This is a genomic window from Lachnoclostridium sp. An169 (assembly GCF_002160525.1).
Lineage (GTDB): Bacteria > Bacillota > Clostridia > Lachnospirales > Lachnospiraceae > Mediterraneibacter > Mediterraneibacter cottocaccae.
The window spans coordinates 41,162-65,106 of sequence record NZ_NFKT01000028.1; the positions used below are offsets into that span (position 1 = coordinate 41,162).

At 49.9% G+C, this 23,945-nt stretch carries 16 protein-coding genes and 2 pseudogenes; 10 read left to right on the forward strand and 8 right to left on the reverse strand.

Annotation, left to right across the window (positions count from 1 at the left end):
* Positions 1-154 precede the first annotated feature (154 nt).
* Positions 155-1,405 (reverse strand): ABC transporter substrate-binding protein, encoded by a 1,251-nt coding sequence (locus B5F07_RS16945; protein WP_162613158.1) that lies wholly within the window; start codon positions 1,403-1,405, stop codon positions 155-157.
* 222 nt (positions 1,406-1,627) lie between these two features.
* Here B5F07_RS16945 and B5F07_RS16950 point away from each other — a divergent pair, with 222 nt between their 5' ends.
* Genes B5F07_RS16950 through B5F07_RS16960 form a run of 3 tightly spaced genes read left to right on the forward strand, consistent with a single transcriptional unit; the run spans position 1,628 to position 5,744 of the window.
* Entirely contained in the window at positions 1,628-3,409 is a 1,782-nt protein-coding gene (locus B5F07_RS16950; protein WP_162613159.1) for a cache domain-containing sensor histidine kinase, read from the forward strand.
* The gene (locus B5F07_RS16955) at positions 3,406-4,932 is read left to right on the forward strand and encodes a response regulator transcription factor (RefSeq protein WP_087162396.1); all 1,527 of its coding nucleotides are present in this window, start codon (positions 3,406-3,408) and stop codon (positions 4,930-4,932) included. The genes B5F07_RS16950 and B5F07_RS16955 overlap by 4 nt, the downstream gene beginning before the upstream one ends.
* A 29-nt stretch (positions 4,933-4,961) precedes the next feature.
* On the forward strand, positions 4,962-5,744 hold the full coding sequence (locus tag B5F07_RS16960; protein WP_087162397.1) for a DUF7402 domain-containing protein: 783 nt from the start codon (positions 4,962-4,964) through the stop codon (positions 5,742-5,744).
* An 11-nt stretch (positions 5,745-5,755) separates the two neighbouring features.
* Here the strand turns inward: B5F07_RS16960 and B5F07_RS16965 are convergent, their stop codons facing one another.
* The gene (locus B5F07_RS16965; protein ID WP_087162398.1) at positions 5,756-7,078 is read right to left on the reverse strand and encodes an alpha-glucosidase/alpha-galactosidase; all 1,323 of its coding nucleotides are present in this window, start codon (positions 7,076-7,078) and stop codon (positions 5,756-5,758) included.
* Between the two features lie 183 nt (positions 7,079-7,261).
* On the opposite strand from B5F07_RS16965, the gene B5F07_RS16970 reads away from it, so the two are divergent.
* On the forward strand, positions 7,262-8,125 hold the full coding sequence (locus B5F07_RS16970) for an AraC family transcriptional regulator (protein ID WP_242972567.1): 864 nt from the start codon (positions 7,262-7,264) through the stop codon (positions 8,123-8,125).
* A gap of 32 nt (positions 8,126-8,157) precedes the next feature.
* On the opposite strand, the gene B5F07_RS16975 is transcribed toward B5F07_RS16970, so the two are convergent.
* From B5F07_RS16975 to B5F07_RS16990, 4 genes are all read right to left on the reverse strand, one after another.
* Positions 8,158-9,951 (reverse strand): family 43 glycosylhydrolase, encoded by a 1,794-nt coding sequence (locus tag B5F07_RS16975; RefSeq protein ID WP_087162399.1) that lies wholly within the window; start codon positions 9,949-9,951, stop codon positions 8,158-8,160.
* A 22-nt stretch (positions 9,952-9,973) separates the two neighbouring features.
* A complete protein-coding gene (locus B5F07_RS16980) occupies positions 9,974-10,819 on the reverse strand; it encodes a sugar phosphate isomerase/epimerase family protein (protein ID WP_087162400.1) in 846 nt (281 codons plus the stop codon).
* Entirely contained in the window at positions 10,819-13,110 is a 2,292-nt protein-coding gene (locus B5F07_RS16985; protein WP_087162401.1) for a glycoside hydrolase family 2 protein, read from the reverse strand. Before B5F07_RS16985 ends, B5F07_RS16980 begins: the two co-directional genes overlap by 1 nt.
* 78 nt (positions 13,111-13,188) lie before the next feature.
* On the reverse strand, positions 13,189-14,499 hold the full coding sequence (locus tag B5F07_RS16990; protein ID WP_087162402.1) for a glycoside hydrolase family 1 protein: 1,311 nt from the start codon (positions 14,497-14,499) through the stop codon (positions 13,189-13,191).
* Positions 14,500-14,697: 198 nt separating this feature from the next.
* Here B5F07_RS16990 and B5F07_RS16995 point away from each other — a divergent pair, with 198 nt between their 5' ends.
* Complete coding sequence (locus tag B5F07_RS16995; protein ID WP_087162403.1) at positions 14,698-15,642, forward strand: hypothetical protein; 945 nt, start codon at positions 14,698-14,700, stop codon at positions 15,640-15,642.
* Positions 15,636-16,388, forward strand: coding sequence for a hypothetical protein (locus tag B5F07_RS17000; protein ID WP_087162404.1), 753 nt, complete (start codon positions 15,636-15,638; stop codon positions 16,386-16,388). The genes B5F07_RS16995 and B5F07_RS17000 overlap by 7 nt, the downstream gene beginning before the upstream one ends.
* Before the next feature lie 50 nt (positions 16,389-16,438).
* On the opposite strand, the pseudogene B5F07_RS17005 reads toward B5F07_RS17000, so the two are convergent.
* Positions 16,439-17,275 (reverse strand): annotated as a pseudogene (locus tag B5F07_RS17005) (lacto-N-biose phosphorylase central domain-containing protein); the annotation flags it as partial.
* 206 nt (positions 17,276-17,481) lie between these two features.
* Between B5F07_RS17005 and B5F07_RS17010 the strand changes: the two are divergent.
* From B5F07_RS17010 to B5F07_RS17025, 4 genes are all read left to right on the forward strand, one after another.
* A complete protein-coding gene (locus tag B5F07_RS17010; RefSeq protein WP_087162405.1) occupies positions 17,482-17,715 on the forward strand; it encodes a hypothetical protein in 234 nt (77 codons plus the stop codon).
* Positions 17,715-18,926, forward strand: coding sequence for a helix-turn-helix transcriptional regulator (locus tag B5F07_RS17015; RefSeq protein WP_087162406.1), 1,212 nt, complete (start codon positions 17,715-17,717; stop codon positions 18,924-18,926). The genes B5F07_RS17010 and B5F07_RS17015 overlap by 1 nt, the downstream gene beginning before the upstream one ends.
* A gap of 268 nt (positions 18,927-19,194) precedes the next feature.
* Positions 19,195-20,673, forward strand: coding sequence for an MFS transporter (locus B5F07_RS17020; protein WP_087162407.1), 1,479 nt, complete (start codon positions 19,195-19,197; stop codon positions 20,671-20,673).
* 70 nt (positions 20,674-20,743) lie between these two features.
* Complete coding sequence (locus B5F07_RS17025) at positions 20,744-23,095, forward strand: alpha-L-rhamnosidase (protein WP_087162408.1); 2,352 nt, start codon at positions 20,744-20,746, stop codon at positions 23,093-23,095.
* 140 nt (positions 23,096-23,235) lie between these two features.
* Here the strand turns inward: B5F07_RS17025 and B5F07_RS22665 are convergent.
* A pseudogene (locus tag B5F07_RS22665) lies at positions 23,236-23,945 on the reverse strand (hypothetical protein); the annotation flags it as partial.

Genomic DNA, 23,945 nt, shown 5'->3' on the forward strand with positions numbered 1-23,945 from the left:
GAAGTTATCTTCCCTTTCGTTTTGATGGCTTTATTTTATCGCCAAAATTTCTTTTGGAAAATGTGAATTGGTATCTGACCGTAATGGAAAATATTAAACCGGGTTTCCGTCTGCCGTACTGCCGCCTCCCTGCCGCGTCTGCGCCCGTGTACCGTCACTGCCGTATCGCGCTTACCTGCCTCTCAAACTCCTCCTGCCACTCTGCGAGGACTTCCCGTGCGCTGATCTGTCCGGTGAACATCTCCTGCTGCAGACTCCAGAGCCTGCTTAAGTCAATGCCGCTGAACCGCTCGTTAATCTCCAGAGCCGTATTCCCCGGTTCGATATATTCCTCATAAAGTTCCTCCTGCCACCGGGGCATGGCCATCTCCTGATCCCTGAACACAGGCATATGGTTCCACCCTGCGTTAAATTCGTTCATATTTTCAGCGGAAGAAAACCAGTCGAGAAACACTTTCGCCTCTTCGATATGGGGTGACTTTGCAGACACGGCAAACATCCCCTCCCCGCTTTTGACTGTGAGAACATCCCCCCGGTATGGAACCGCTGTCATTCCCAGCTCCATCTCCGGGCTGAGTTCCTGAACATCATTGATAAAAAACTGTCCGGACATGTACATGGCGGCACTTCCCGAAGCCACTGCCTGCACCGCGCTGTCGTAGGTAGCTTCAATATAGTCCGGATTGGTATACCCTTCCGTCCGAAGGGCCGCAAAATCTTCCAGGATGGAACAGTACCGTTCATTGTCCCAGCGCATCTCCCCGCTCATCAGCTTCTCATAATCCTCATCCGTCATAATCTGGGAGACCGACGCGGAAAATCCGATCGTAGCGGTCCATGCGTCTTTGTCGGAAACATACAGCGGTGTGTAACCGTTCTCCTGAAGCAGGCCGCACACCCGGTAGAACTCATCCATGGACTTCGGCACTGCGATCCCCAGCCCGTCAAAGATTTCTTTATTATAGATCAGCCCAACACTGCTGGATGATCCCACCGGCAGTCCGTAAAGCCTGCCGCCGATCTTCTTGTTCTCAAGCTGCTCTTCCCGGACACGTCCGTACCAGCTTTCCTCTTCCCCCATCTCAACAAACTTCTCCGCACCGATATCTTCCATCAGTCCTTTGTCGATCCGGATAATGTCCGTCAGCTCCCCGGTAACCGCTTTGGTCTTCACCACCTCAATCCACTGATTGTCAGGGATCCTCAGCACATCGATATGATACCGGGGATATTCTTCTTCAAATCTGGCAAGCTCATCTCTGAAGAAGTCCTTATAGTGGGACTGCGGCAGCATCATTGTCAGCGTAACCGGCTCTTCTTTCTCAGGATCCTGCTCTTTGCCGCACCCTCCGGCCAGGGAACAGATGACCGCTGCCAGAACGATTCCCGCCATTATCTTTTTCACTTTTTTCATCATCCTGTTTTCCCTTCTTTCTTCATATAAAAAATATATCCCATTAAAATCGGGCGAGGAATGTAAAATAGTAAACCTCTTTTTGCAAATTGTTAAACCTTCCTCCGGTTTGTTTGCTTTTTATTATACCCGATGTTAGAATTGAAGGATGACGGAACCAGAACAGAACGAACTCTGCATTTACCTTCAAGGGAAAAGGAGATGAAGCTGAAAATGAAAAAGGAAAGCAAAAAGAAACATAAATATTTCAATCAGCTCTTTTTTACTTACTCCGCTGCATTTCTCCTCTTCCTCACCCTGGTTTTCGGCATTGCGCTTGGCTTTATCTACCGGGAGCAGTACTCGCGGAATGTGGAGATCCGCGGCCAACTCGTCTCCCAGATCCAGTCTCAGCTTGATTCCTCCCTTGAGGGGATGGACCGCATCATCAACGGTCTGCTCTTCAGCCGCAGTTTCATGGAGATTATGGCGGATTCGGGAAACACTTCCAGTTCTCCCCTGTATTACAATGAGGTGCTGAACTATTTTCTGACGCTGGACGCGCCGGATCTCTCCACCTACCGGATCATCGCATTTAACGACGACACCTATTATACCCTGACGAAATCGGATGAGAATCCGTCTTTTATAGAAAACGCAGTCGCTTCCTATCCGTGGAAGGAAGAAATTCTTGCCGCACACGGGGAAAAGATTATCCTGCCGGTTCACGCGGACAGTTTCTCCAGCCAGGGAGCTTTCGTCTACTCCGTGACCCGCGCGATTACAGACGGACGGAAGAATTACGGCATTATTGAAGTGCAGAACGAGTACGGGAATATCGAGCAGATCTGTTCCCTGGAAAACATCTCCGGGGAAGTGCTTCTCTTCTCTCCGGACGGCGGGCTGATCTATCCCGCTGAAAAATCCGGAGAATATGAGATCTATCAGACTGTATCGGAAAAAGGATCTTCCGAGGGAAGTTTTATACAGAACGGAACGCAGATTTCCTATGCGACATCGGATTACTCGGGCTGGACCGTCGTATTGAGCTGTCCTGTGCTCTCCCTTGTCCCATTCGGAGTGGAGGCGATCCTCCTGACAATCTTTGTATTTTTTGTACTGATTGTGATCGTTCTGATCCTCTTCCGTGTGCTGACCCGCAGGCTCGTCGCTCCCCTGGGCGACCTGAACAGCGCACTCAGCGAGGTCTCCCTGGACAATCTCTCCCTGGAGCTGCCTCACCGCTACAACATCGAGGAGATCGAGAGCATCAACCAGTCCTTCCAGAATATGTTCCGGCATCTGAAAAATGCGATCAACGTCAGCATCCAGAGCCGCGCCAACGAAGAGCGTGCCAGTTATCTGGCGCTGCAGTCGCAGATGAACCCGCACACCATCTACAATACGATCTCCATGATCGAATGTGTGGCCTACATGAACGGAGACCTGGAAGCTTCGGAACTGTGTATCCGCTTTTCCAGGATGCTGCGGTATATTTCGGATTTTACGAAAGACATCTACACCGTGGAAGACGAGGTTGCACACCTGAACAACTACGCCTTTCTGATCCAGAAGCGCTATGACGGCACGATGGACATCCACGTGACAGCAGATGAATGCCTCCTGGGAGAGACGCTGCCCAAGTTCACCCTGCAGCCCCTGGTCGAAAACTGTGTGAAACACGGGTTCCGCTCTTCCGTCTCCCACTTTGTGGTCCGGGTAACAATTCAGGGGACGCCGGAGGACTGGACTATCCGGATTACGGACAACGGATCCGGATTCACGGAGGAGAGCCTGGAACGGATCCGGAAGCAGTTGGAAAAATGCGAGGAAGATCTCGCCAACCAGAATGATATCGTAAACCGCAAGATCGGCAGTCTTGCAATCAGCAACATATATATCCGGTGCCGGATTCTGTACCGCAGCGGCTTCCGTTTCTCTTTCGGGAACAACACGGACGGGCCGGGAGCATTTGTTGAAATCGGCATCCGGAGAAAGGAGAAAGACGCAAAATGAAAATATTTCTTGTAGAGGACGAAGTGTTTGCCCTGCGGACCCTGTCCCGGAAGATCCTGGATCTCCAGAAGGATTATGAAATCGTAGGGACCGCCAAAGACGGGACCGAGGCACTTCCGAAGATCATCGAGACAAAACCTGCCGTAGTGATCACGGACATCCGTATGCGCGACATGGACGGGCTTACACTTATCCAGAAAATGCGCGAAGAAAACGTCACCGCGCTCCCGGTCATCATCAGCGGATACCAGGAATTCGAATATGCAAAACAGGCCATGCGTCTTGGCGTGGAAGACTATCTGCTCAAGCCCGTGGAACTTGCCGAGTTGGATGAATGTCTGGAGAACTGCCGGAAGAAACTGGAAGAGCAGTATGTACATAAAAATATTTACTCTTTTCTGATCGGGGATGAGAAGTTCAGTCTTGAGTCCATAACCTCCAACGACCAGTTTATCCTCGTGTATATGATCTTCTGCGCGCCGCTGAACAATTCGGAGAATCTTCTCCATCCCGTGACCGGACATATATCCGGGACAAAGATGTATGATTTTCTGTCCGCAAAAATGCCGGGTTATTCTGTCTTCTGCTTTGACGGAATCTTCAGCAACGAAAAGATTATCCTGCTCAACTCGGCGGAGCACACCCGGGAAGAAGGCGCTGTCCTCCTGGAACAGCTGGTCCCGGAACTGGCCGGGAAGATCGGATTCCCGGTGACAGCCTTCTATCTGTTCAGCGGAGCCGATGCGCTGACATACAACATCCAGGCAGCCCGCAGGGGATGCGTGCGCAACGCCGTCCTCGGAGAAAGCGGCTGTTACCACACCCTGCCGCCCGCCTCCGCCTCGGAAAATCTGACGGATTTCATCGAACTGCTGACTCTCCTGATCCGCCAGAACGACCAGGAGCTCCTCCAGTCCAACATGATGCGGCTGTGCGGGGAATGGAAGAAAAAACGCAGAACCGTCGTGGCATGCCAGGCAGATCTCATCTACATTCTGAAAGCGCTGAATCAGAACTTTCCGAAAAAGGACCGACAGCTTGATCCCGTCTTCTATGTGGAGAACATTTACTGCTTCTCCTCCGGTTTCGAGGAACTTGCCGTAAACTTCTCCCAGCTTGTGACCGGGCTTTTCTCCCCGGAAAAGAGCAGTGAAGAACATTCCCTAAGCGGAGGGCAGCTGGTACAGAAGATCGAGCAGTATTTCCGGGATAACCTTTCCCGCACCATCACGCTTCAGCTTCTGGCAGATGAGATGAACGTCTCCAAAGTCTACCTGTGCCGCATTTTTAAGAAATATAAGAACATCACCCCCATTGATTACTTCAACCGTCTGAAAATCGAGCGGGCATGCGAACTGCTGACGCAGTTTCCCAATCTGCCCCTGCAAAAAATTTCTGACACACTGGGCTTTAATGATGTATACTATTTCAGCAAGGTCTTTAAAAAGATCATGGGAGTGTCGCCCTCCGGATACCGGAAGTCAAAAGACAGGCAGGAAATAAGAAGAATTAATAAAAAATAAGAACTGACAGAAAAAAGGAGGATCAGACTATGCTCTGTATCAAAGTTATCGACAAAAACGGAATCACTATCTGTGTGGGAAGAGACGAGGAGGAAGTCCGCCTGCCCGTAACCAGGGAGTACCAGGAAGGGGACATAATCGCTGTGGAGGTCTCCGATACCCCTCTCTTCGCCTGGCTCCAGCTGGACGATGCCCTGGGCCGTTCCCTCGTGTATCTCACAGGACATTATGTCTATAAAATTCCCTTCGGAGAGAAACGCATCAATCTCTCCCCGAAAGTATTTTCCGGAAGCCGTCATCTTCTCACCCTGAAAAAAGCCCGGGATTTCGAGATCAGCGCTTACCGGAATCTGGCGTTCAACGTCAGCGACAGCCATGAAAACGAGACATGTTTCCCCCACGCATCCGCCAATGTGGAAACCCGGGGTGAAGCTGTATTTGCGGCAAAGAATGCCATCGACGGCGTCACGGCAAACACCTGCCACGGCGAGTGGCCCTATGCTTCCTGGGGAATCAACCGGGATCCCAATGCCGCGCTGAAACTGGATTTCGGCAGGGATGTGACCATCGACCGGATCATCCTCTATCTGAGGGCGGATTTCCCCCACGACAACTGGTGGACAAACGCAACGATCACCTTCTCCGACGGAGAGGCCATGAAAGTGAATTTCGTAAAGACAGGCTCCGCCCAGGAATTTACCTTTGAGCCGAAGACGGTCCGGTACCTGGAACTCTCCCACCTGATCAAATCAGAGGAAGAGTCCCCGTTCCCGGCTCTGACTCAGATCGAAGTGTACGGAACTGAGGGATAAAAACATTTCCTCTATCTGTAGTCCTTCATGTAATCTCCGTGAGCCCCAATGAGTTCGTCGCACATCGCCACAATGTCGTCTATGGACAGTTCTGCCGCGGTGTGCGGATCCAGCATGGCGGCGCGGTAGATATCCTCCCGCTTTTTCGTCACTGCCGCCTGAATGGTCATGAGCTGCACGTTGATATTTGTCATATTCATAGCCGCGCACTGCACCGGAAGTCTTCCCACATGGCAAGGGTTTACCCCCATGGCATCCACCATGCAGGGAACTTCCACGCAGGCGTCGGAAGGCAGGTTGTCGATAAGTCCTGTGTTGATTACATTTCCGCCGATTTTGTACGGCACATTGGTCACCATAGCCTCCATGATGTAGGACGCATATTCCTTCGAGCGCTCATGGGTGATCTTCCCGTCTTTGAGAATGTTGTTCTTCTCTTCTTCCCATCCGTTGATCTGATTGATGCAGCGGCGGGGATATTCATCCAGCGGAATGTTGTATTTCTCGATGAGTTCCGGATATCTGCTCTTGATGAAGAGAGGGTTGTATTCCGCATTGTGCTCACTGGATTCCGTACAGTAATATCCCAGACGGCGGATGTATTCGTAGCGCACCATATCCGTGTGCTTCTCCGATGCATTCTTCCCGGCTGCCCTGCGGCGGATCTCCGGGTACAGATCATTCCCCTCCCGGTCATAAATCTCCAACAGCCATCCCATATGGTTGATTCCCGCAATCAGCTCCCTGCGCCCTTCCAGCCTGTCTTCCATTCCCAGATCTTTCAGAAGATTCTCCGAGCAGACCTGGACGCTGTGGCAGAGCCCGACAGTCTTTATGTTCGTATAGCGCTGCATGTATCCGGTAAGCATTGCCATGGGGTTCGTGTAGTTGAGGAACCAGGCGTCCGGGCAGACTTCCTCCATGTCGTCCGCAAAATCCTTCAGGACCGGAATCGTCCGCAGCGCCCTCATGATTCCGCCGATTCCCAGCGTGTCCGCAATGGTCTGGCGCAGACCGTATTTTTTCGGTATCTCAAAATCCGTAATTGTACACGGGTCATAGAATCCCACCTGGATGGCATTTACCACAAATGTTGCGCCCCGGAGCGCTTCTTTCCGGTTCTCCACTCCCAGATAAGTCCGGATCTGCGCACGGTCCCGGTTCACATTGTGGTTGATAGCGCTTAAGATAATCTCCGACTCTTTCAGTCTGGTCCCGTCAATATCATACAGCGCGATCTCACATTCCCGCAGTGCAGGAGAACACATGCAGTCTCCCAGTACATTTCTTGCAAACACGGTGCTTCCTGCACCCATAAACGTAATTTTCAGCATAATTTTCCTACCGCCTTTCTCTTATTGAACTGTTGTTTTCTGATGTATTTCATTATAGTGAAAGTCCGGAAAATTACTATTTTGATTTGTTTCATTTTATTGGTGATATGTTGTATGATTTGTGATATGATCGAATATGAAATATGATCGGATACAGGATACCGGGAAAGAAGGATGGGGCTTATGATGGAAAACACAGAAAATAAACTGCAGAAATATCTGAAAATACTGAAAGGCGGAACTGTTGAATATCTGATCTCCACTCCGCTGTATCTCAACAATTCCCTGACGCTCTACCAGTGCGGGTGGGAGAACTGCCGTCCCGGCCACAGTTTCGGACCTGCCGTGCGCCCCCACTATTTGTTTCACTATGTGCTGCGCGGGACAGGCACCTTTGTCTCCTGCGGAAAGGAATATAAAATCTCCCCCGGACAGGGATTTCTCATCTGTCCGGGGGACTCGACGGTCTATACGGCTGATGAACAGACGCCGTGGGATTACTGCTGGTTCGGATTCGACGGCTACGAAGCCGAAACTATCCTGAAACGCTGCGGTCTCTCCCTGGATGCTCCGGTCTACACAGACCACAGCAACGGTTCCATGGAAGAGAACCTGAAAAAGCTGATCCTGCTCTTCGAGGACGGAAGCTATAACGAATACGCGGCCATCGGCCAGCTTTATCTGGTTTTCTCCGGTATGATCCTGCCGGACAGAGACCATACCGGATCCTTTGACAAAAGCTATGCAGACAAAGCAGTGGATTTCATCCGGCACAATTACACCTACGATATCCATATCACCGATATTGCACGGCACATCGGAATCGACAGGACATATCTGTACCGGATATTCATGAAAGTCCACCACATGTCCCCGCAGAAATATCTGATCCGCTTCCGCCTTGACACTGCCTGCCATATGCTGAGAAACAGCGCCATGCCCATCGGGGAAATCGCCTGTTCCTGCGGATTCGGAGATGTTCCGGCTTTCTATAAGCATTTCCGTAACTGTTACGGCTGTACACCGGCAGATTACAGGAGAAAATGATTCCTCTGCGCTCCGGATATCCCGGCATATGTTTAAAGTTTCTTCACTGTTCCCTCGGTGATACCGGCTTCATTGAAAGCATCCACTCTCACCCAGTAGTCTCTGCCCTTTACAAGGGCGCCGACTCTCTGTTCCGTGCCAAATATCATATAACTGTGATAAAGCTTCTCCGGTGTTTCTCCCCAGAGGATGTTGTAGCCGAGAGCGCCGTTTTCCCGGATCTTCACTTCCATATCCAGATCGCCGGTGCGCTCTGCCGTAAATTCCGGCACTTCCGGTTTTGCCTTATCCTGGGCGCCGAACACCCGGAGCCCGGAGATGCATGCCTGCTGTCCGTAGGGCACTTCCAGAACCGTAAGTTTCAGATACCGCAGATTTTTCCCCTCTTCCCACACAAGGAAATCATGGGTGAGATCTGTATCTGCCTCCGACTTGTCCGCAAGCACTTCATAGTGTTCGCCGTCCGCGGATCCCTCCAGAATCCAACGCGTTGCAAGATCCCTCTCCTCGATATATCTTGGCTGTGTATCCGATCCGCCGATCTTTCCCGGCACCGGAATATCAATCCTGTCATCTGCAAAGTTCACCTGAACCGCACGGACATCAGAAACCTCTCCCAGATCCAGACAGATCCACTCTCCCGCATCCGCGGAAGCCGCCCGCCACCAGGTCTGCACATTCTCATCCACAGCCTTTTCCGGTCCTTTGCCCTCTTCTGAGGAGGAGGCGGTCACATTCTTTCCATAGCTTAAGAGATACCATTTCGGATTACACCACGGATTCTCTCTGGCTGCTTCCACATCCAGAGGCCAGTCGCCGTAACGCTGGTTACAGAAAAGTTCGCCGTCCGCATCAAAACCTGCCGGCCATATGCCCACCCGGCGCTCAAAATCATGGTTTCTGCTGATGCGCATGGTCGCTGTATGCCACAGGCTTCCCTCCATGTCCTCCATGGTGGAGCCGTGTCCTGCTCCGGGAATGAATCCGCCCGGTTTATAGGAATACGGATTGGTCTGTGCCAGAGTATATGGTCCCAGAGGGCTGTCGCTTACATAGACTCCGTCCGCATAGCCATTATACTGTGTTCCGGGGCATGCGTACTGGAGATAATACTTTCCGTTGTGTTTGTTCATCCATGCGCCTTCAATATAAGGCTTCTGGCTCAGCATCCCTTTCACAAGAGGACGGTACTCCTCGGGGAAATCCTCCTCTTTCATGTTCTGGGCCTTCAGGAATCCCTGATAGCACATCTCGATCTCTTCGTCCGTCCTTGGCATCTGGGAGTGATCTTCCCCGCACCGCTCATATCCTATGGAAAACGCATCGCCGTCAATCAGAGCTGTCGGCTCTCCGATCCGGTGCATGGTCTTCGGGTCCAGTTCCACGCCCCAGATCGGTGTCATGTTGGAACATCCCCAGTAGAAATAAACTCTGCCGTCATCGTCCACAAACATATCCGGATCCCAGAAATCAAACGTTCCTTCAATCTTCTCATAAGGTCCTTCAAGGATATCCTTTGTCCGGTAGAAATCGCAGATCTGTCCTCTCCTGGAAGCACAGAAATAAACGTATTCTCCCATCACACGCACATCCGGCGCATAGTCATAGAGCGGGAGCTCTCCGGGAAGCCTGTGGTTCTCCCATTTCACCAGGTCATCCGACACCCATACCCCCAGTGTCATGGATGCAAAGATGTAATATCTGCCCTTAAAACAGATCATGGAAGGATCTGCCGCCTCCCGCGCCACCTTAATCTCCTTTTCTCTCTGGTCATTGTTAAACTGATACCGGTAATTTACATTGACCGGGTTGCAAAAACATTTCATTTTCCTGTACCGCCTTTCACAGTTAAACATACTGATTCATAAACTCCGCGCTCAACTGGAAGGATTTCACCGGCGACTTGTCCGCCCAGTTCTTGTGGCTTTCCAATACTACCGCGTCAACGCCGTTCTCCTTCGCGATCTTCACCATTTCCTTCAGATTCATATTTCCGTATCCCAGTTCCATACTGTCTGATTTTAAAATCTGTCCTGCCGGGCCGCTCACGCGGGTTCCCCGGTCATTGATGTGATAGAGCTTCATTCTCTTTCCCAGTCTTCTCATCAGCGGAATCGTATCGACCCCTGCCTCTGTGGGCCAGTAGGAATCAAATTCAAAATTCACATACTGCGGATCCGTCTTCTCAATCAGCAGGTCATACGCCGTAGTCTCCGGATCCACCTTGCGGAACTCGCAGTTGTGGTTGTGATAGAGCAGGGATATCCCGCCCTCCTTCATAAGCTTTCCCGCCTTGTTCAGCCTTTCCGCAAGGTCGAGAACCGCTGCTTTATCCGAGTAATCAAACCGGTGCATTCCCGTAATAACCACATACCCGGTGTGAAAAGATTCCGCCTCGGCGATAATCTCCTCCGGCACTCTTAAAATACTTCCAAGATCTTCATGAACGCTGACTACTTTCAGACCGGTCTCATCAATCAGCCTGTGCCAGTCAAGCTTCGCCGTCTTTCCGATTGGCATACCTGCCAGAGTAGTCAGGATCTTTACGATGGGCGGCATCTTTTTGATCATAAACCCGTTGATCTCGATCCCTTCATATCCGGATTCTTTCATAAGACGGATTGTCTCTCTTGCTTTCTGCTCGGAACCCATAACGGTTCCGAGCTGTATCATCTGGATTGCTTTTACCGGCATTATGCATCAACCTCCGGCTTCTTTATTTTCTGAAGTGTCGCGTTGAGCGCCCGGATCTGCTCCTCGCCGATTGCGTCTCCCGCCTGGTTGAGCAGGCTTTCCAGGGTCATACGTCCCATCATTCTCTGAAGGTTCGGATTGCCGCTCACACTCTCCGCCACATCTCCGCGGCTTGCCACTGCCTTCTCCATGATCTTCTGCAGGATCGGGGCAGTCTGCGGATTTGCCATCAGGTCGCCGTATTTGTCTTTAATGGAGTAGCAGTCCGGCTTGAAGTCATCTTTGTCAAACCAGTTGACTACGCCTCCCTGCTCCACATACTGATAATCCGGATTGGGTTTATCTGCCCTGCGGACTGTAATCTCATCCTCAACCATTGCGGAAGCCCCGGATTTTGCTTCGGCTGCAATCCGGTGTTCTCCCGTAATCGGAACCTGGAATACAAAGCGGTACTGTCCCTGTTTTGTCCCGAATTCTTTTCCGTCCACATAAAGAGTTACTTCCGGCTGATTGCTATACACTTTGATTTCTGTCACATCCTCCGCGCGGTCCACATACCTTCTGCCGCAGATGTGTACGAAAGGATCGCTGCTCCAGTGTGCCTTGTAGAGATAGAAAGCGTCTTTTCTCGTCTTTCTGTCCATAGTCACAAGACCTTTCTGATTCTGTCCGTGCTTTCCACCCTCATCTCTTCCGTCCGCAGCAAAGTCAAACATGTTCCACACATGCGTTGCCCAGAGGAAGGGGCGGTTCTCAATGACGTCCAGGATATGCTCATGGTAAACGGTCTGGTAAGTCTCCGTGTAGTCACCGCGGCTCGGCGTGGATGACTGATAGGCCGGATTTGCGTCCGCACCATACTCGGAGAAACCGATGCAGCGGTCCGGATATTTCTTGTGGTATTCATCAAAGAACTCCTCGTTCTGGGAGAGATCACCCAGATACCAGCCGAAATACAGGTTGTAGCTTCCGATATCCGCGATCTGAATCAGTTCGCTGTCTGTCTCAAGCATGAACACGTGCGCCATCGTGGTGGGGCGGGTGCTGTCCAGTCTGTGGCACAGGTCGTTGAGCAGCCTGTGGTTTTCCAGAAGGTCATCCGTCACACCGCCCGCTGCAGTAATCTCGTTGGAAAGGCCCCAGCACGCGATACAGGGGTGATTGTAGTTCTGAAGGATCAGTTCTTTCATCTGGCTTAACGTATTCTCCCTGCCGTTTTTCATGTGCATGGTGATATAGGGGATCTCCGCCCATACAACCATTCCCGCCTCATCACAGATATCGTAGAAATACTGGGCGTGCTGATAGTGCGCCAGACGGATCGTATTTGCTCCCATCTCCCGGATAATCGCCAGGTCTTCCCGGTGCATCTCTTTTGTCAGGGCATTTCCCACACCCAGACGGTCCTGATGTCTGGACACGCCCCGCAGCGGATAGGAACGTCCGTTGAGGAAGAAGCCTTCCTGCGGGTCAAAGCGCATCTGACGGCATCCGAAACGTGCAGAGATCTCGTCCAGGCATCCGGCTTCTGTACCGTTTTCGTCCATTAATGCCGCTGAGACAGTGTACAGATACGGATCGTCCAGTCCGTTCCACAGGCGTGCATGATCCAGTACAAACTCTGCCTTCGCGCATCCGTCTTCCACCACTGCAGTCTGCTCCTGGCCGTCCAGAGTGAATTTCACCCGGCAGTCTTTCCTGTCCCCGGTTCCCTCTGTCCATGCTTCCACTGTAACTTTCGCGCTGCCCGCCGGAAGTCCGTTTTCGCTGTTCCCGCTCAGTTCCACCTCCGGAGTCACGCGGATTCCCGGCGCCCCCTCATATCCCAGGGCGAAATGTGCTTTTGGAACTGTAATCAGTTTTACATCACGGTAAATGCCCCCGTAGAAAGTAAAGTCCGCCTTCTGGGGATATACCCGGTCATTGTTTCCGTTGTCTACAGATACGGCAAGTACATTCTCTTCCCCGAGGTGTCCGGTCAGGTTCACACGGAAAGTAGAATAACCGCCCTCATGATGGGCCAGATGCTCTCCATTCAGATACACATCCGCAGTCATCGCCGCTCCCTCAAACTCAATCCATGTCTCCTCTTCATCTGCAGGGGTTACATCCAGTTTTCTTGTATACCAGCAGGTCCCGCGGTAATAGTCATTGCCGCCGTCCTGTCCGTCCACGGCATTCCACGTATGGGGCAGAGTCACCGCTGTTCCCTTTGCTGCCGCAGCCGCTGCCGCGTCTTCCGCGGTTTTTACAAATTTCCATCCGTCGTCCAGCAATACTGTTGATCTCATCTTCGCTTCTCCTTCTTAAATTTATTTACTGTTTATTTGCTGTTTTACTTTTTCACTTCTGCTTTTATCTGCTCTCTTTTACTGTTCTATCAGACTGCCGAGCACTTTCAGGCTTTCCTTCGGGTGTCTTGTCTGTGTCGCCCGGTCAACCGCAATCAGACCGAACGTCATGGAAAATCCCTTCTGCCACTCAAAGTTGTCGAGAAGCGACCAGTACATATATCCTTTGAGCGGGATACCGTCTTCTATACACTGTACCAGACCGTCCACAGCTTCCCTTATAAACTCGCAGCGCCTTGCATCGTTGTCCGTGGCAATTCCATTCTCCGTCACGATCAGATCGCCCTTGAAGCGTTCCGCCACCTTTCTCACAACATCACTGATTGCTGCCGGATAATCCTCATATCCCATCTGGGTACGCGCTGAGCCCGCCGGCGCCTCTGCGACTCCGTTTCCGTCAAAAAATTTTCTCGTATAGCACTGTACTCCCAGGAAATCGTCATGTTCAATATACGGCAGGTAATGAAGGAACTCATCATCCCACTCTTTTTCGGCAAATTTCTCTCCGCCCGGGCGCGCTACCATATCATGAAGGGAGAGCGTAAGTCCGATCTTCAGATGAGGGCACTCCTCTTTCATTGCGTCCCTTGCCGCCTCGTGGGCCTTCATGACAAGAAGATCTCCCTCCGGCGTACACTGGGAAACAAAAGTGTGCATATCTCTGGGGTCTTTCAGCCCGAATGCCTGCGCGCACTCCACCATGCCGAGCATCATGTTTTCCTTGTTCAGATTAATTCCAACCTGAACATCGCTCTCGCTGCCGCCCGCTGCCGCTTTGTCTGTTCCGGCTCCCTGCGCTCCGGACATACGCTTCATCATCTCCTGCATCAGAGCTGCAAGCTGAAGACGCATGTTCGCCTCATTGATGGTACACACATACTCCATCTGATCGCCCAGTTCTCCCACAAGCCTGCGGCAGTACGAAGCAAAAAGATCCACCACTTCCGGATTCTCCCAGCCGCCCATGGAGATCAGCCATTTCGGTGAGGAAAAGTGCATCATCGTAACAATCGGTCTTACCCCGTTTTCGTGGCAGCACTTCAGCACCTTTCTGTAATGTTCAACTTCATTTTCATCCCAGGCGTCCTTTTCCGGCTGGATTCGCGCCCATTCGATTGAAAAACGGTAAGTGTTCAGACCAGCCTGCGCCATGAGCCTGATATCTTCCTCATAGCGGTTGTAGTGATCCACCGCATCCAGGGACGGCTCGTTAAACATGCTGTGCGGGACCTGTTCCTGCGCCCAGTAATCATTGTAAATATTGTTTCCTTCCACCTGATGCGCCGCTGTCGCCGCGCCGAGCATAAAGCCCTCTGCAAATTTTTTCATTCTGATTTCTCCCGTTCTGAATTGGTATTTTCTGTTCCAGTATGATTATATATCCGGGCGGGAAAATCATCAGTCTCTTTTTTCGGTTTTATGTTCAATTTTTCGTGATGTTTTTTAATTCATAAATCGTAACGAATATCTTGATTTGTAACTTAAAATAAGTTACAATTTAAAAAAATAAGATAATAAAGGTGAATTATGAAAGAATTTATTGAACAGACATTACATCAAAAAATAGAACTCACCCCCTACAAAGAAACAAATAAATTTCCATTAATTCTGCAAGCAAATTACGACTTTTATCAATTGAAAATTCTGAAACAGATTTGCATTTTAGCCAGACCAAAAGAAGATTACAGACTTGTTTTACTGCGCAGCCATCAAAAAAGGATCGAACATTTGACCGGAATATATTGTGTACTTTATCTGGAAAAACTGAATTACTATTCCAGAGATAAAATGTTAGAAGAAGGAATTCCTTTTATATGGGAGAAACATCAGGTGTATATTCCATTTCTTGGATTAATGCTACGCTCAAATGAACTCAGGGAAATAAAACCCTGTTTCAAAATATCTTTTTTGACACAAAAATTTTTATTACTGACCATTTATGAAAACTGGGACAATCTGACAGTAACGACAGCCGCGGAAAAGATGAATGTTTCAAAAATGTCGGTCACAAGAGCATTTGATGAAATCGAAAGCCTGAATATTCCTGTCTTAAAGAAAAGCGGCAAGCGTCGTGTTTATACAAAAGCAGGGAATAGAAAGGAAATGTGGAATATAATCAGACCTTTTTTGCGTACACCGTTACTTAAAGAATATTATTTGATGAGAAAACTTCCTGATACTTTCCTGAAAAGCGGTATCTCAGGATTAGCTGAACTTTCACTCCTGACAGATAATTCATATCCTACCTACGCTGTAGTAAAAAATGAAATCCGAAGTAAAGGCATTTACCAGGAAAAGCAGATTCCTGTCGGCGAAACCCCCGGATGTGTAATACAGGAATTAGGATACTGTATACCTTTTAAACATAAAAATATTATTGATCCACTGTCTATTTACTTATTACTTGAGAATTCAGATGATCCGAGAGTTGAAGTTTCATTGGAGGAAATGTTGGAGGAGTATGTATGGTAAAAGGATTAGATATATTTTATAAATATTTTGCAGAATATACAGAGCAATATGTTTTAATTGGAGGTGCCGCATGCGATATTTCATTTCGAAATAATGACACAGATTTCCGAGCCACAAAAGATTTAGATATGGTGCTCGTAATTGAAGCCCAAACCAGGGAATTTGCACAGCAGTTCTGGAAATTTATACAAAGTGGGAAATACAAAAATCGTGCAAGAAGCAATGGGCGTCCGCAATTTTACAGATTTGATAAACCAGAAGAAATCGGATATCCTGCAATGATCGAACTATTTTCCAGAACAGATTTGGAATTAGAAGAAAAATCCGTATTGACTCCGATACATATTGATGATACGGTTTCCAGTCTTTCTGCAATTTTACTTGACAATTCTTACTATGAATTGCTTTTAAAAGAACGTAATGTCATAGGCGGAATAACTGTCTTAAAACCCGAAGGGCTGATTGTCTTTAAAGCCAAAGCCTGGCTCGACCTGATAAGTAAGCAGAAACAAGGTATACGTATTGATTCCAGAGATATTAAAAAACACCGAAATGATATTTTAAGGATTACATCTGAGATGCCTTTAGAGCAATGCAAATTGCCAGAAAATATTCGGAAAGATATGATAAACTTTGTACACGCACTCAAAATCACCAAAAACGAATTAAAAAATTTGAAGCTTTTCGGCGTCCGTGAAGAAGATATCATCCATACATTAACAGATATTTTCAGTTTGACAGAATAGCCCTGTTTCCAGGGCCTCTGTCTTCATCGTTCTTACATCCTTACACTATCTCAGATCTCATACCAGACGATCTCATTTGCCTCAAGATCCAGATCGAAACTCGATCCGTCCCCTCTATACACGGTTGTGCTCTGGGGCTCGTAGGTGTTGTTGACCACACAGTATTTCCCGTTCTTTACATAGGCATGGACTTCCACATTAAAGTTCGTGGAAAACCACTTATGCAGGTTCTCTTCGTCGTGGGAGGACCAGATAATGGAACGGTACAGGATCCGGCTGTTCTCAAAGCTGTAGGGCAGGCCGCTGATGTAGACGCAGCGTCCCCTGCCGAACTCCCGCACTGCCATCTGCACCTCTTTGTCGCGCTGGACGAGGATCTCCGTTCCGTCCAGGGCGTAGATGTTCTTCTTGCCCTCGCCGAAGTCGATGTCCTTTGTGCAGTCTTCCTTGATGAAATGGTCATGCTCCTCCCAGTTGTACTTGTCCACGTTGAGGGTGAAGCCGGTCTCCTTCTCCACGCCCATAACCGTGGCGAGCTGGAAGAAATGTCCTTCATACTGGTGCGCCGCGGGCTCGCCCACGCCGATGAATCCGCCGCCATTGTAGATGAAGCGTTTCACTGCCTCCACAATCACCGGATCAGTCCAGTTCTCCCCGCCGGTATACGCGGTATCCGCATCGCCCACGTTCAGGATCACATCAATATCGTCCAGGATGGACGGATTCTCGCGGATGTCGTCAAAGCTGATGAACTTCACGTCAAAGGGCGCGCCACTCAGCGCCTCGATGACTCCCGCGTAGGAGTAGTTCTGTTTATAGTAGATGGCGTGGTGTACCATATGGTTGCCCCATGCGCGCATCTTTCCCCAGCAGTTTAAAACTGCCACTTTTTCCTGTGTTTTATTTTTTATTGTACCATTTCTCCCCCGTCATTTTATATGCTGTTCTTTTGATAAATTGTCAATATTTTCTTACATACAGCAGCATCTTTTCTCTCATATTGCGGCAACTTTCTTCTGTACACCGGCAGGGAGAAGGAGTATAATAGCTTGCAGAATACCATTTAATCGGACATAAAAAGGAGGAATTATCCATGCGTTTAAAGGCAAATGCAGACATTCCCAAATTTCTGACAGATGTCCGGCGGTGCAGTTCAGAAGTGTATTTTGAGACGCCGGACGGCGACAGCCTTACCTTGCGGTCCACACTGAGTCAGTATATTTTCTGTACACTTATCGATGAACCCGGAATGCTCGGGAAGGGAACCATCCGTCTTGCCGAAGCTTCCGATAAGGATCTGCTCATACAGTATCTGGAGGATGAGTAATGACAATCAATGAAAAACTTACCTTTTTTGTGGAACTGCTTCGCTGCAGCCATAATATTTTCCTGTGGAGTTATACTCCTGACCTGAAGCTTCTGTCCACGAACTGTCCGCCGGAAGTCTCTATGGGAGAGATGATTTCCCTGGCAGATTTTTCTTCGGCGGTAGCGGAGTATGCCGGCCGGGGGGGGATTTATCCCTTTGTACTCGATACTCTCCCCGGGCTTCTGTATATAGCAGGTTTTGAATATCACGACAATATCCTGCAGCGGATTCATATTCTCGGGCCTGCATCTACCGGGAAAAATTCCCATATTCTTCTGCGCAAAGAGCTCGACAGAAGGAATCTTTCCGTGCGCCTGCGCTCCGTAATCTTCCGCTATATCGACCAGATCCCCCTCATACCCACCACACAGTTTTTTCAGTATGCAGTCATGTTCCACTACTGTATTTCCGGAGAGAGGATCTCCCCGGAAGATATTCAGTTTGCGAAAGGGAACAGCGGTCCCGTTTCCGATGAAATACAGCTCATCTCCGGAGAGCACCGGGGAATCTGGGCGGCTGAACAGTCGCTTCTGCGGATGTTCCGGGAGGGAAATCCGGATTACAAGAAAGCACTGGAAAGATCCAGTTCCCTGAGCAGCGGTGTAAAATTCGACACCGGAGACACCATACGCCAGCAGAAAAACAGTCTTCTTGTCCTTCTCACCCTCTGCTCCCGTGCGGCCATTGAAGGCGGGTTAAATCCTTCCGTCTCCTACACTCTCAACGACTACTATGCCGGGATGATCGAGGAGTGCAGGACCACTGCATCCCTGTCCTCCCTTGCCCGGGACATGCTGGACGACTATATGCAGAGAGTCCGCCGTGCCCGGTCGGACAACGGACTCTCCCCGCAGATTCAGTCTGCCTGCGATTACATTACCATGCATCCCAGGGACAACTTCCGTATCGCAGACCTGGCAGAGCGCTCCGGCTATACAGAATATTATTTTTCCCACAAATTCAAAAAGGAGACGGGAACAAGTGTGACGGACTATATCCGCAAAGTCAAAATCGACCACGCAAAAACGCTTCTCGGAGGAACCCACATGAGCATCCAGGAGATCAGCGATGAACTGGGATTTGCATCCCGGAGCTACTTCTCCTCCTCCTTTCAGAAAGAGACCGGAATTTCTCCCAGCGAATACCGCAGGCAAAATCTGAAACTGTAGGGTCGGGAGCCCAAAAACTTTAAAATAATATCAATAGCAGACAATATTTCCTGAATTTGTCTGCTTTTTCGTTTTTGCCCGGAAATCATAATGAAATTTTATACATTTTCACGAATCCTCTAAAACACAATTTCTCCGTCACGTTTATAATTGCTATCAGAACAGACGGGACCGGGTATCTGAACCGTCCCGCGCAACATGCAGAATCATCCTGAAAACGAATGACTGCACAGCGATTTCAAATGAGAGAAAGAGAGGACCTGTAATTATGTCTGAAAAGCACAAAGTGACACAAAGTGAAATTGACGGCGTACAGTACCGCCGTGCAAAACTATGGCAGATTATCCTGTATGCCTGCAACGGTCTTGTGGGAATGAGCGTCTATTCCCTGATCGGTCTGGCAAGCTACAGCGCAAGCATCGGATACGGCATCGCCACCGTGATCGTCGGCTATATCCTGACCGGAACCCGTATCTTCGACGCAATCACCGATCCCATGGTCGCATTCCTGTATGACAGGATCAACACCCGTTTCGGAAAACTGCGTATCATGCTTGCAGGCGGTTTCATCATTGAGGCGATCGCCCTTCTGGCAATGTTTGACTTCGCATCCAGCAAAGGCTTCGGAACCATCGTGTTCATCCTGCTCTATTGCCTGTATGTCATCGGATATACCATCACAAACATGACGGCACAGACAATCCCGGCGCTTTTGAGCAACGACCCGAAACAGCGTCCGATCATCGGTGTATGGGCAACCGCATTCAACTATCTGGTGCCGATCACACTGACCATCGTGCTCAATGTAGTACTTCTTCCCATGTTCGGAGGGAACTACAACCAGGCCTTTCTCTCCACCGCATGCCGTGTGTGCGTGCTGATCGGACTTCTGGGCATTATCCTTGTCTGCATCGGCGTCTCCGAGATCGATAAACCGGAGAACTTCACCGGAACGGCAGAGAAAAAAGAGCCCCTGAAAATCCGTGATATGGTCGATGTGCTGAAAGGGAACCGCCCGCTTCAGTGCTATATTATCTCTGCTGCATCTGACAAGATCGCACAGCAGACCGCATCCCAGTCCATCGTTGTAACCCTGATGTTCGGAATCGTCATCGGCAACATGGGACTGAGCACGATCCTCAACGCGATCGGAATGTTCCCGTCCATCATCTTCGCCATCCTCGGCGCAAAGTACGCAGGGAAATACGGAAGCCAGAAGACCATCGTTGTCTGGACCTGGATCAGCACTGTTATCGCCGCAGTAACCATCGTCTTTTTCGCATTCATCGATCCGTCGGGCATTGCAGTCATGCTCAGTCCAGCCATGATCCTGTACGTGATCCTGACCTTCGCGCTCAACGGAGCAAAAATGTGTATTACGACGGCAAATACTTCCTTCATGGCTGATATCATTGACTACGAGTTGGACCGCAGCGGACGCTATGTCCCGGCAGTTGTCACCGGAGTTTACAGCCTGATCGACAAGATCGTTTCCGCCTTCGGCGCCACCATCGCCGCCGGCGCAGTTGCTCTGGTCGGGTATACCACGACCATGCCGCAGCCCGGAGATCCCTGCACATCCGCTGTTTTCTGGGTGGCAATGGCACTGAACTTCGGCATGCCGATCCTGGGATGGATCTGTACTCTCATAGCCATGAAGTTCTGTCATCTGGGCAAAAATGAAATGGTTGAAGTACAGAAGAGAATTCAGGAAAAGAAAGCTGCACTTCAGAATACACAGCAATAATAACTCAATAATAATTTTTCACTGCTCCTGTGAAATGAATCACAGGAGCAAATTTATATCGGAGGCCAACATGAAAGAAACAAATACAAATTATACATCTGCTGCAGAATTGAAACAGCATTTCATCACAACTGAACGTCCTTATCAGGAAGGCGCTGTAGAAGTTTTTGAACAGAATATTCCCCTGCTTCCCGTAAAAAAAGCAGTGCTCACCTCCACGGCTCTTGGCGTGTATGAGGCAGAGCTCAACGGGGAAAAAGTCGGAGATCAGATGTTTGCTCCGGGCTATACCTATTATTATCACGATCTGTTTTATCAGAGTCACGATGTGACAGAATATCTTCAGGGCCATATCGGTTCAGGGGCAGATGGCTCAGAGTCCCCCTGCTCCGGCAGTGACATTCATAACACTCTGCGGGTATATCTCGGGCAGGGATGGTACTGCGGAAGATTCACCTGTGACAACAAGACCCAGATCTACGGGGAACGTCCTGCCGTGTCATGGGTTCTTGAGTTGGAACTGGAAGACGGATCCCGCCGGATCTTCTGCTCCGATGATGATTCTGTACATGCCGTGCCGGGTCCTTACGGTTATGCAGGATTTTATGACGGTGAGATTTATTACGCAGAGGGAACACCGCGCTCCGGTTCCGGGGACGGGCAGAGCAAAAGTTCCGCCCCGGAGACGCCTGAGGCACCTGAGGTTCCGGAAGTATTCCCGCCGGTTCCCTATGAGGGTCCCCTCCCGGATCGTTTCTCCCCAACGATGATCGAAGTAAAACTCCAGGAAGAGATGCCGGTTCAGTCCGTATCCGTCCATGACGATGTGACGATTCTGGACTTCGGACAGAATTTTGCCGGGATCATAGAGATTGATCCCACAAAGATGAAAGGCAGCTCAGTCAGAATCCGCCATGGCGAGATCCTCAACCCGGACGGCAGCCTGTACACTGCCAATCTGCGCAAGGCAAAGGCAGAGCTCATCTACCACCGGGGCACAGACACCAGGAAATACCGCCCCCGCTTTACCTACATGGGATTCCGCTATGCAGAGATCAGCGGCACCGAATACGTTCCCGGTCTGGTCACCGCTTATGCCCTCTGCAGCGACATGGAACGGACGGGCGCATTTACCTGCGGCAATCCTCTGGCTGACCGCCTCTTCCAGAATCAGCTCTGGGGACAGAGATCCAACTATGTGGAAGTTCCCACCGACTGCCCGCAGAGGGATGAACGTATGGGATATCCCGGTGACGGTCAGGTATTCGCCCTCACCGGAGCCTATAATTACGACACGGAAACCTTCTGGGCAAAATACCTCCGGGATATGAGCAGCAGCCAGCAGGATAACTCGGAAGGATATGTAGGCCCAACTATTCCTGCAGATGGTCCCGCCGGCGTCGGTTTTATCAATATGCTGGGATGGGGAAATGCCATTACAATTATTCCGGAAATGCTTTACCGCCAGTTCGGAACCGACCGGTATCTGAAAGAATACTATGAAAACATGAAATCCCACGTAGAGTGCGAGATCCGCCACATGGGCGGCCCTCAGGGTGTGGAGAATCTCTGGCTTGCCCCGAACCTGGGAGACTGGCTCTGCCCCGGGAAAGACATCGCCTTCATGGCAATGCACAACGGTCCTGTGTCTAATGCCTTTATCGTAAACGATCTGCGGATTCTCTCATGGGCAGCGGAGCGTTTCGGGAAAACAGAGGATGCCCTGCGTTACAGAGACCAGCTTGAGAAAACCCGCAGCGCTTATATTCAGACGTTCATCAATGAAGACGGAAGTATGCGCGACGACTACCAGGGTGCGTATATTATGGCGCTGAAACATGTCCTTCCGCAGGGAGAACTGTGGGATAAACTCTTTGCAAAACTTGTAGAGAAAATTCACCAGGAAGGAATGCAGACCGGTTTCTTCTCTACGGAACATCTGCTGCCTCTTCTGGCCGATCACGGAGAGACACGTTTTGCCTTTGACCTTCTGCTGCAGGAGGACTGCCCGGGATGGATGTACCAGGTGCTCCGTGGCGCAACCACAACATGGGAGCGCTGGGACGCAATCCTGCCGGACGGCTCGGTAAACGAAGCCGACCAGAACGGCGACAACATGGTATCCTTCAACCATTACGCTTTCGGAAGCGTAGGAGAATTCTACTATACACATATTCTCGGCATACAGCCCCTGGAACCGGGATATGAAAAAGTGCTGATCCGCCCCTTCTTCGATGAACGGCTCGGCAAGGTCAGCGGAAGCTACTTAAGCCGCCACGGACGGATTGCCGTAGAGTGGGAAGTAAAAGACGGGCACGCAGCCCTGAAGGTGGAGACTCCGACAGCGGCGAAACTGGTTCTGCCGGACGGGTCGGAGAAAGAACTGGAAAAAGGGGAGTATGAATTTAAAGTGGAAGTATAGAGGAGAAGGAGGGAGATCGTATGATCTCCCTCCTTTTTGATATAAAACCAACATATTACCTTTTGATAAGAATCATCATAATTGAAAGCGGCAGTCTTACCAGATGCTTTTGGTTCAACTGCCGTTCTTTGTATTCTTTATTATGGCTTCAGAAAGCGTTCTGCGTCCTCAGCACCAAGCTCATACACTTCCTGCAAAATATTTATAATATTTTCCTCCGGGGTTTCTTTCTTCCGCAGGGAGATAATCAGCCTGCGGATTCCGTTCTCACGTTCCAACTTCTGCCCCTCTCTCATACCTTCTTTCTGACCTTCCTTTATTCCTTCCTTCAGTCCATCCTCCCTGCCCGCTTCATACCAGTCCTTTTTCATCGCCTCGTCATGCTTTTCCTGATCAAATGTCTCCAGGATCATCTGGACCACCTCCGCTTTCTGTGACACCAGAATATCTGCCAGAACGTCTCTTGCTATACATTCATCGACTGCCTGCAGCACAGATTCCCTCAGAGGCATATCCGATGCAAGATTGCGCCTTACTGCTTCCACGAAATATGCGTATTCCTTCAGCCTCCGGCATTTTTCCATCAGCATTTTGTTGTGACCGTAGTTAATATTCAGCATTGTTGCGGTACATTCCAGGCAGGGCTCTTTCTTCCCTGCCGCTGTATGGAGCACTGTATTGCAGTCTTTCTGAATACACTCTCCAGTGATGCCGCAGAACAGATCCGACAGTTTCAGTTCCGTCCGGTCCGGTTCTTCCTTTGTCCCGTTATAAAACACAAAGTACTGGGGAAAAGGCAGTTCTTTCCGGGTGCTTGTATAGATATCAATATCATTCTCTGCAATATATT

Coding starts and splice junctions, on each gene's coding strand:
- B5F07_RS16950 (WP_162613159.1), top strand. CDS start 1,628: ATGAAAAAGGAAAGCAAAAAGAAACATAAATATTTCAATCAGCTCTTT.
- B5F07_RS16965 (WP_087162398.1), bottom strand. CDS start 7,078: ATGCTGAAAATTACGTTTATGGGTGCAGGAAGCACCGTGTTTGCAAGA.
- B5F07_RS17025 (WP_087162408.1), top strand. CDS start 20,744: ATGAAAGAAACAAATACAAATTATACATCTGCTGCAGAATTGAAACAG.
- B5F07_RS16980 (WP_087162400.1), bottom strand. CDS start 10,819: ATGCCGGTAAAAGCAATCCAGATGATACAGCTCGGAACCGTTATGGGT.
- B5F07_RS16995 (WP_087162403.1), top strand. CDS start 14,698: ATGAAAGAATTTATTGAACAGACATTACATCAAAAAATAGAACTCACC.
- B5F07_RS16970 (WP_242972567.1), top strand. CDS start 7,262: ATGATGGAAAACACAGAAAATAAACTGCAGAAATATCTGAAAATACTG.
- B5F07_RS17010 (WP_087162405.1), top strand. CDS start 17,482: ATGCGTTTAAAGGCAAATGCAGACATTCCCAAATTTCTGACAGATGTC.
- B5F07_RS16985 (WP_087162401.1), bottom strand. CDS start 13,110: ATGAGATCAACAGTATTGCTGGACGACGGATGGAAATTTGTAAAAACC.
- B5F07_RS16955 (WP_087162396.1), top strand. CDS start 3,406: ATGAAAATATTTCTTGTAGAGGACGAAGTGTTTGCCCTGCGGACCCTG.
- B5F07_RS16960 (WP_087162397.1), top strand. CDS start 4,962: ATGCTCTGTATCAAAGTTATCGACAAAAACGGAATCACTATCTGTGTG.
- B5F07_RS17000 (WP_087162404.1), top strand. CDS start 15,636: ATGGTAAAAGGATTAGATATATTTTATAAATATTTTGCAGAATATACA.
- B5F07_RS17020 (WP_087162407.1), top strand. CDS start 19,195: ATGTCTGAAAAGCACAAAGTGACACAAAGTGAAATTGACGGCGTACAG.
- B5F07_RS16990 (WP_087162402.1), bottom strand. CDS start 14,499: ATGAAAAAATTTGCAGAGGGCTTTATGCTCGGCGCGGCGACAGCGGCG.
- B5F07_RS16975 (WP_087162399.1), bottom strand. CDS start 9,951: ATGAAATGTTTTTGCAACCCGGTCAATGTAAATTACCGGTATCAGTTT.
- B5F07_RS17015 (WP_087162406.1), top strand. CDS start 17,715: ATGACAATCAATGAAAAACTTACCTTTTTTGTGGAACTGCTTCGCTGC.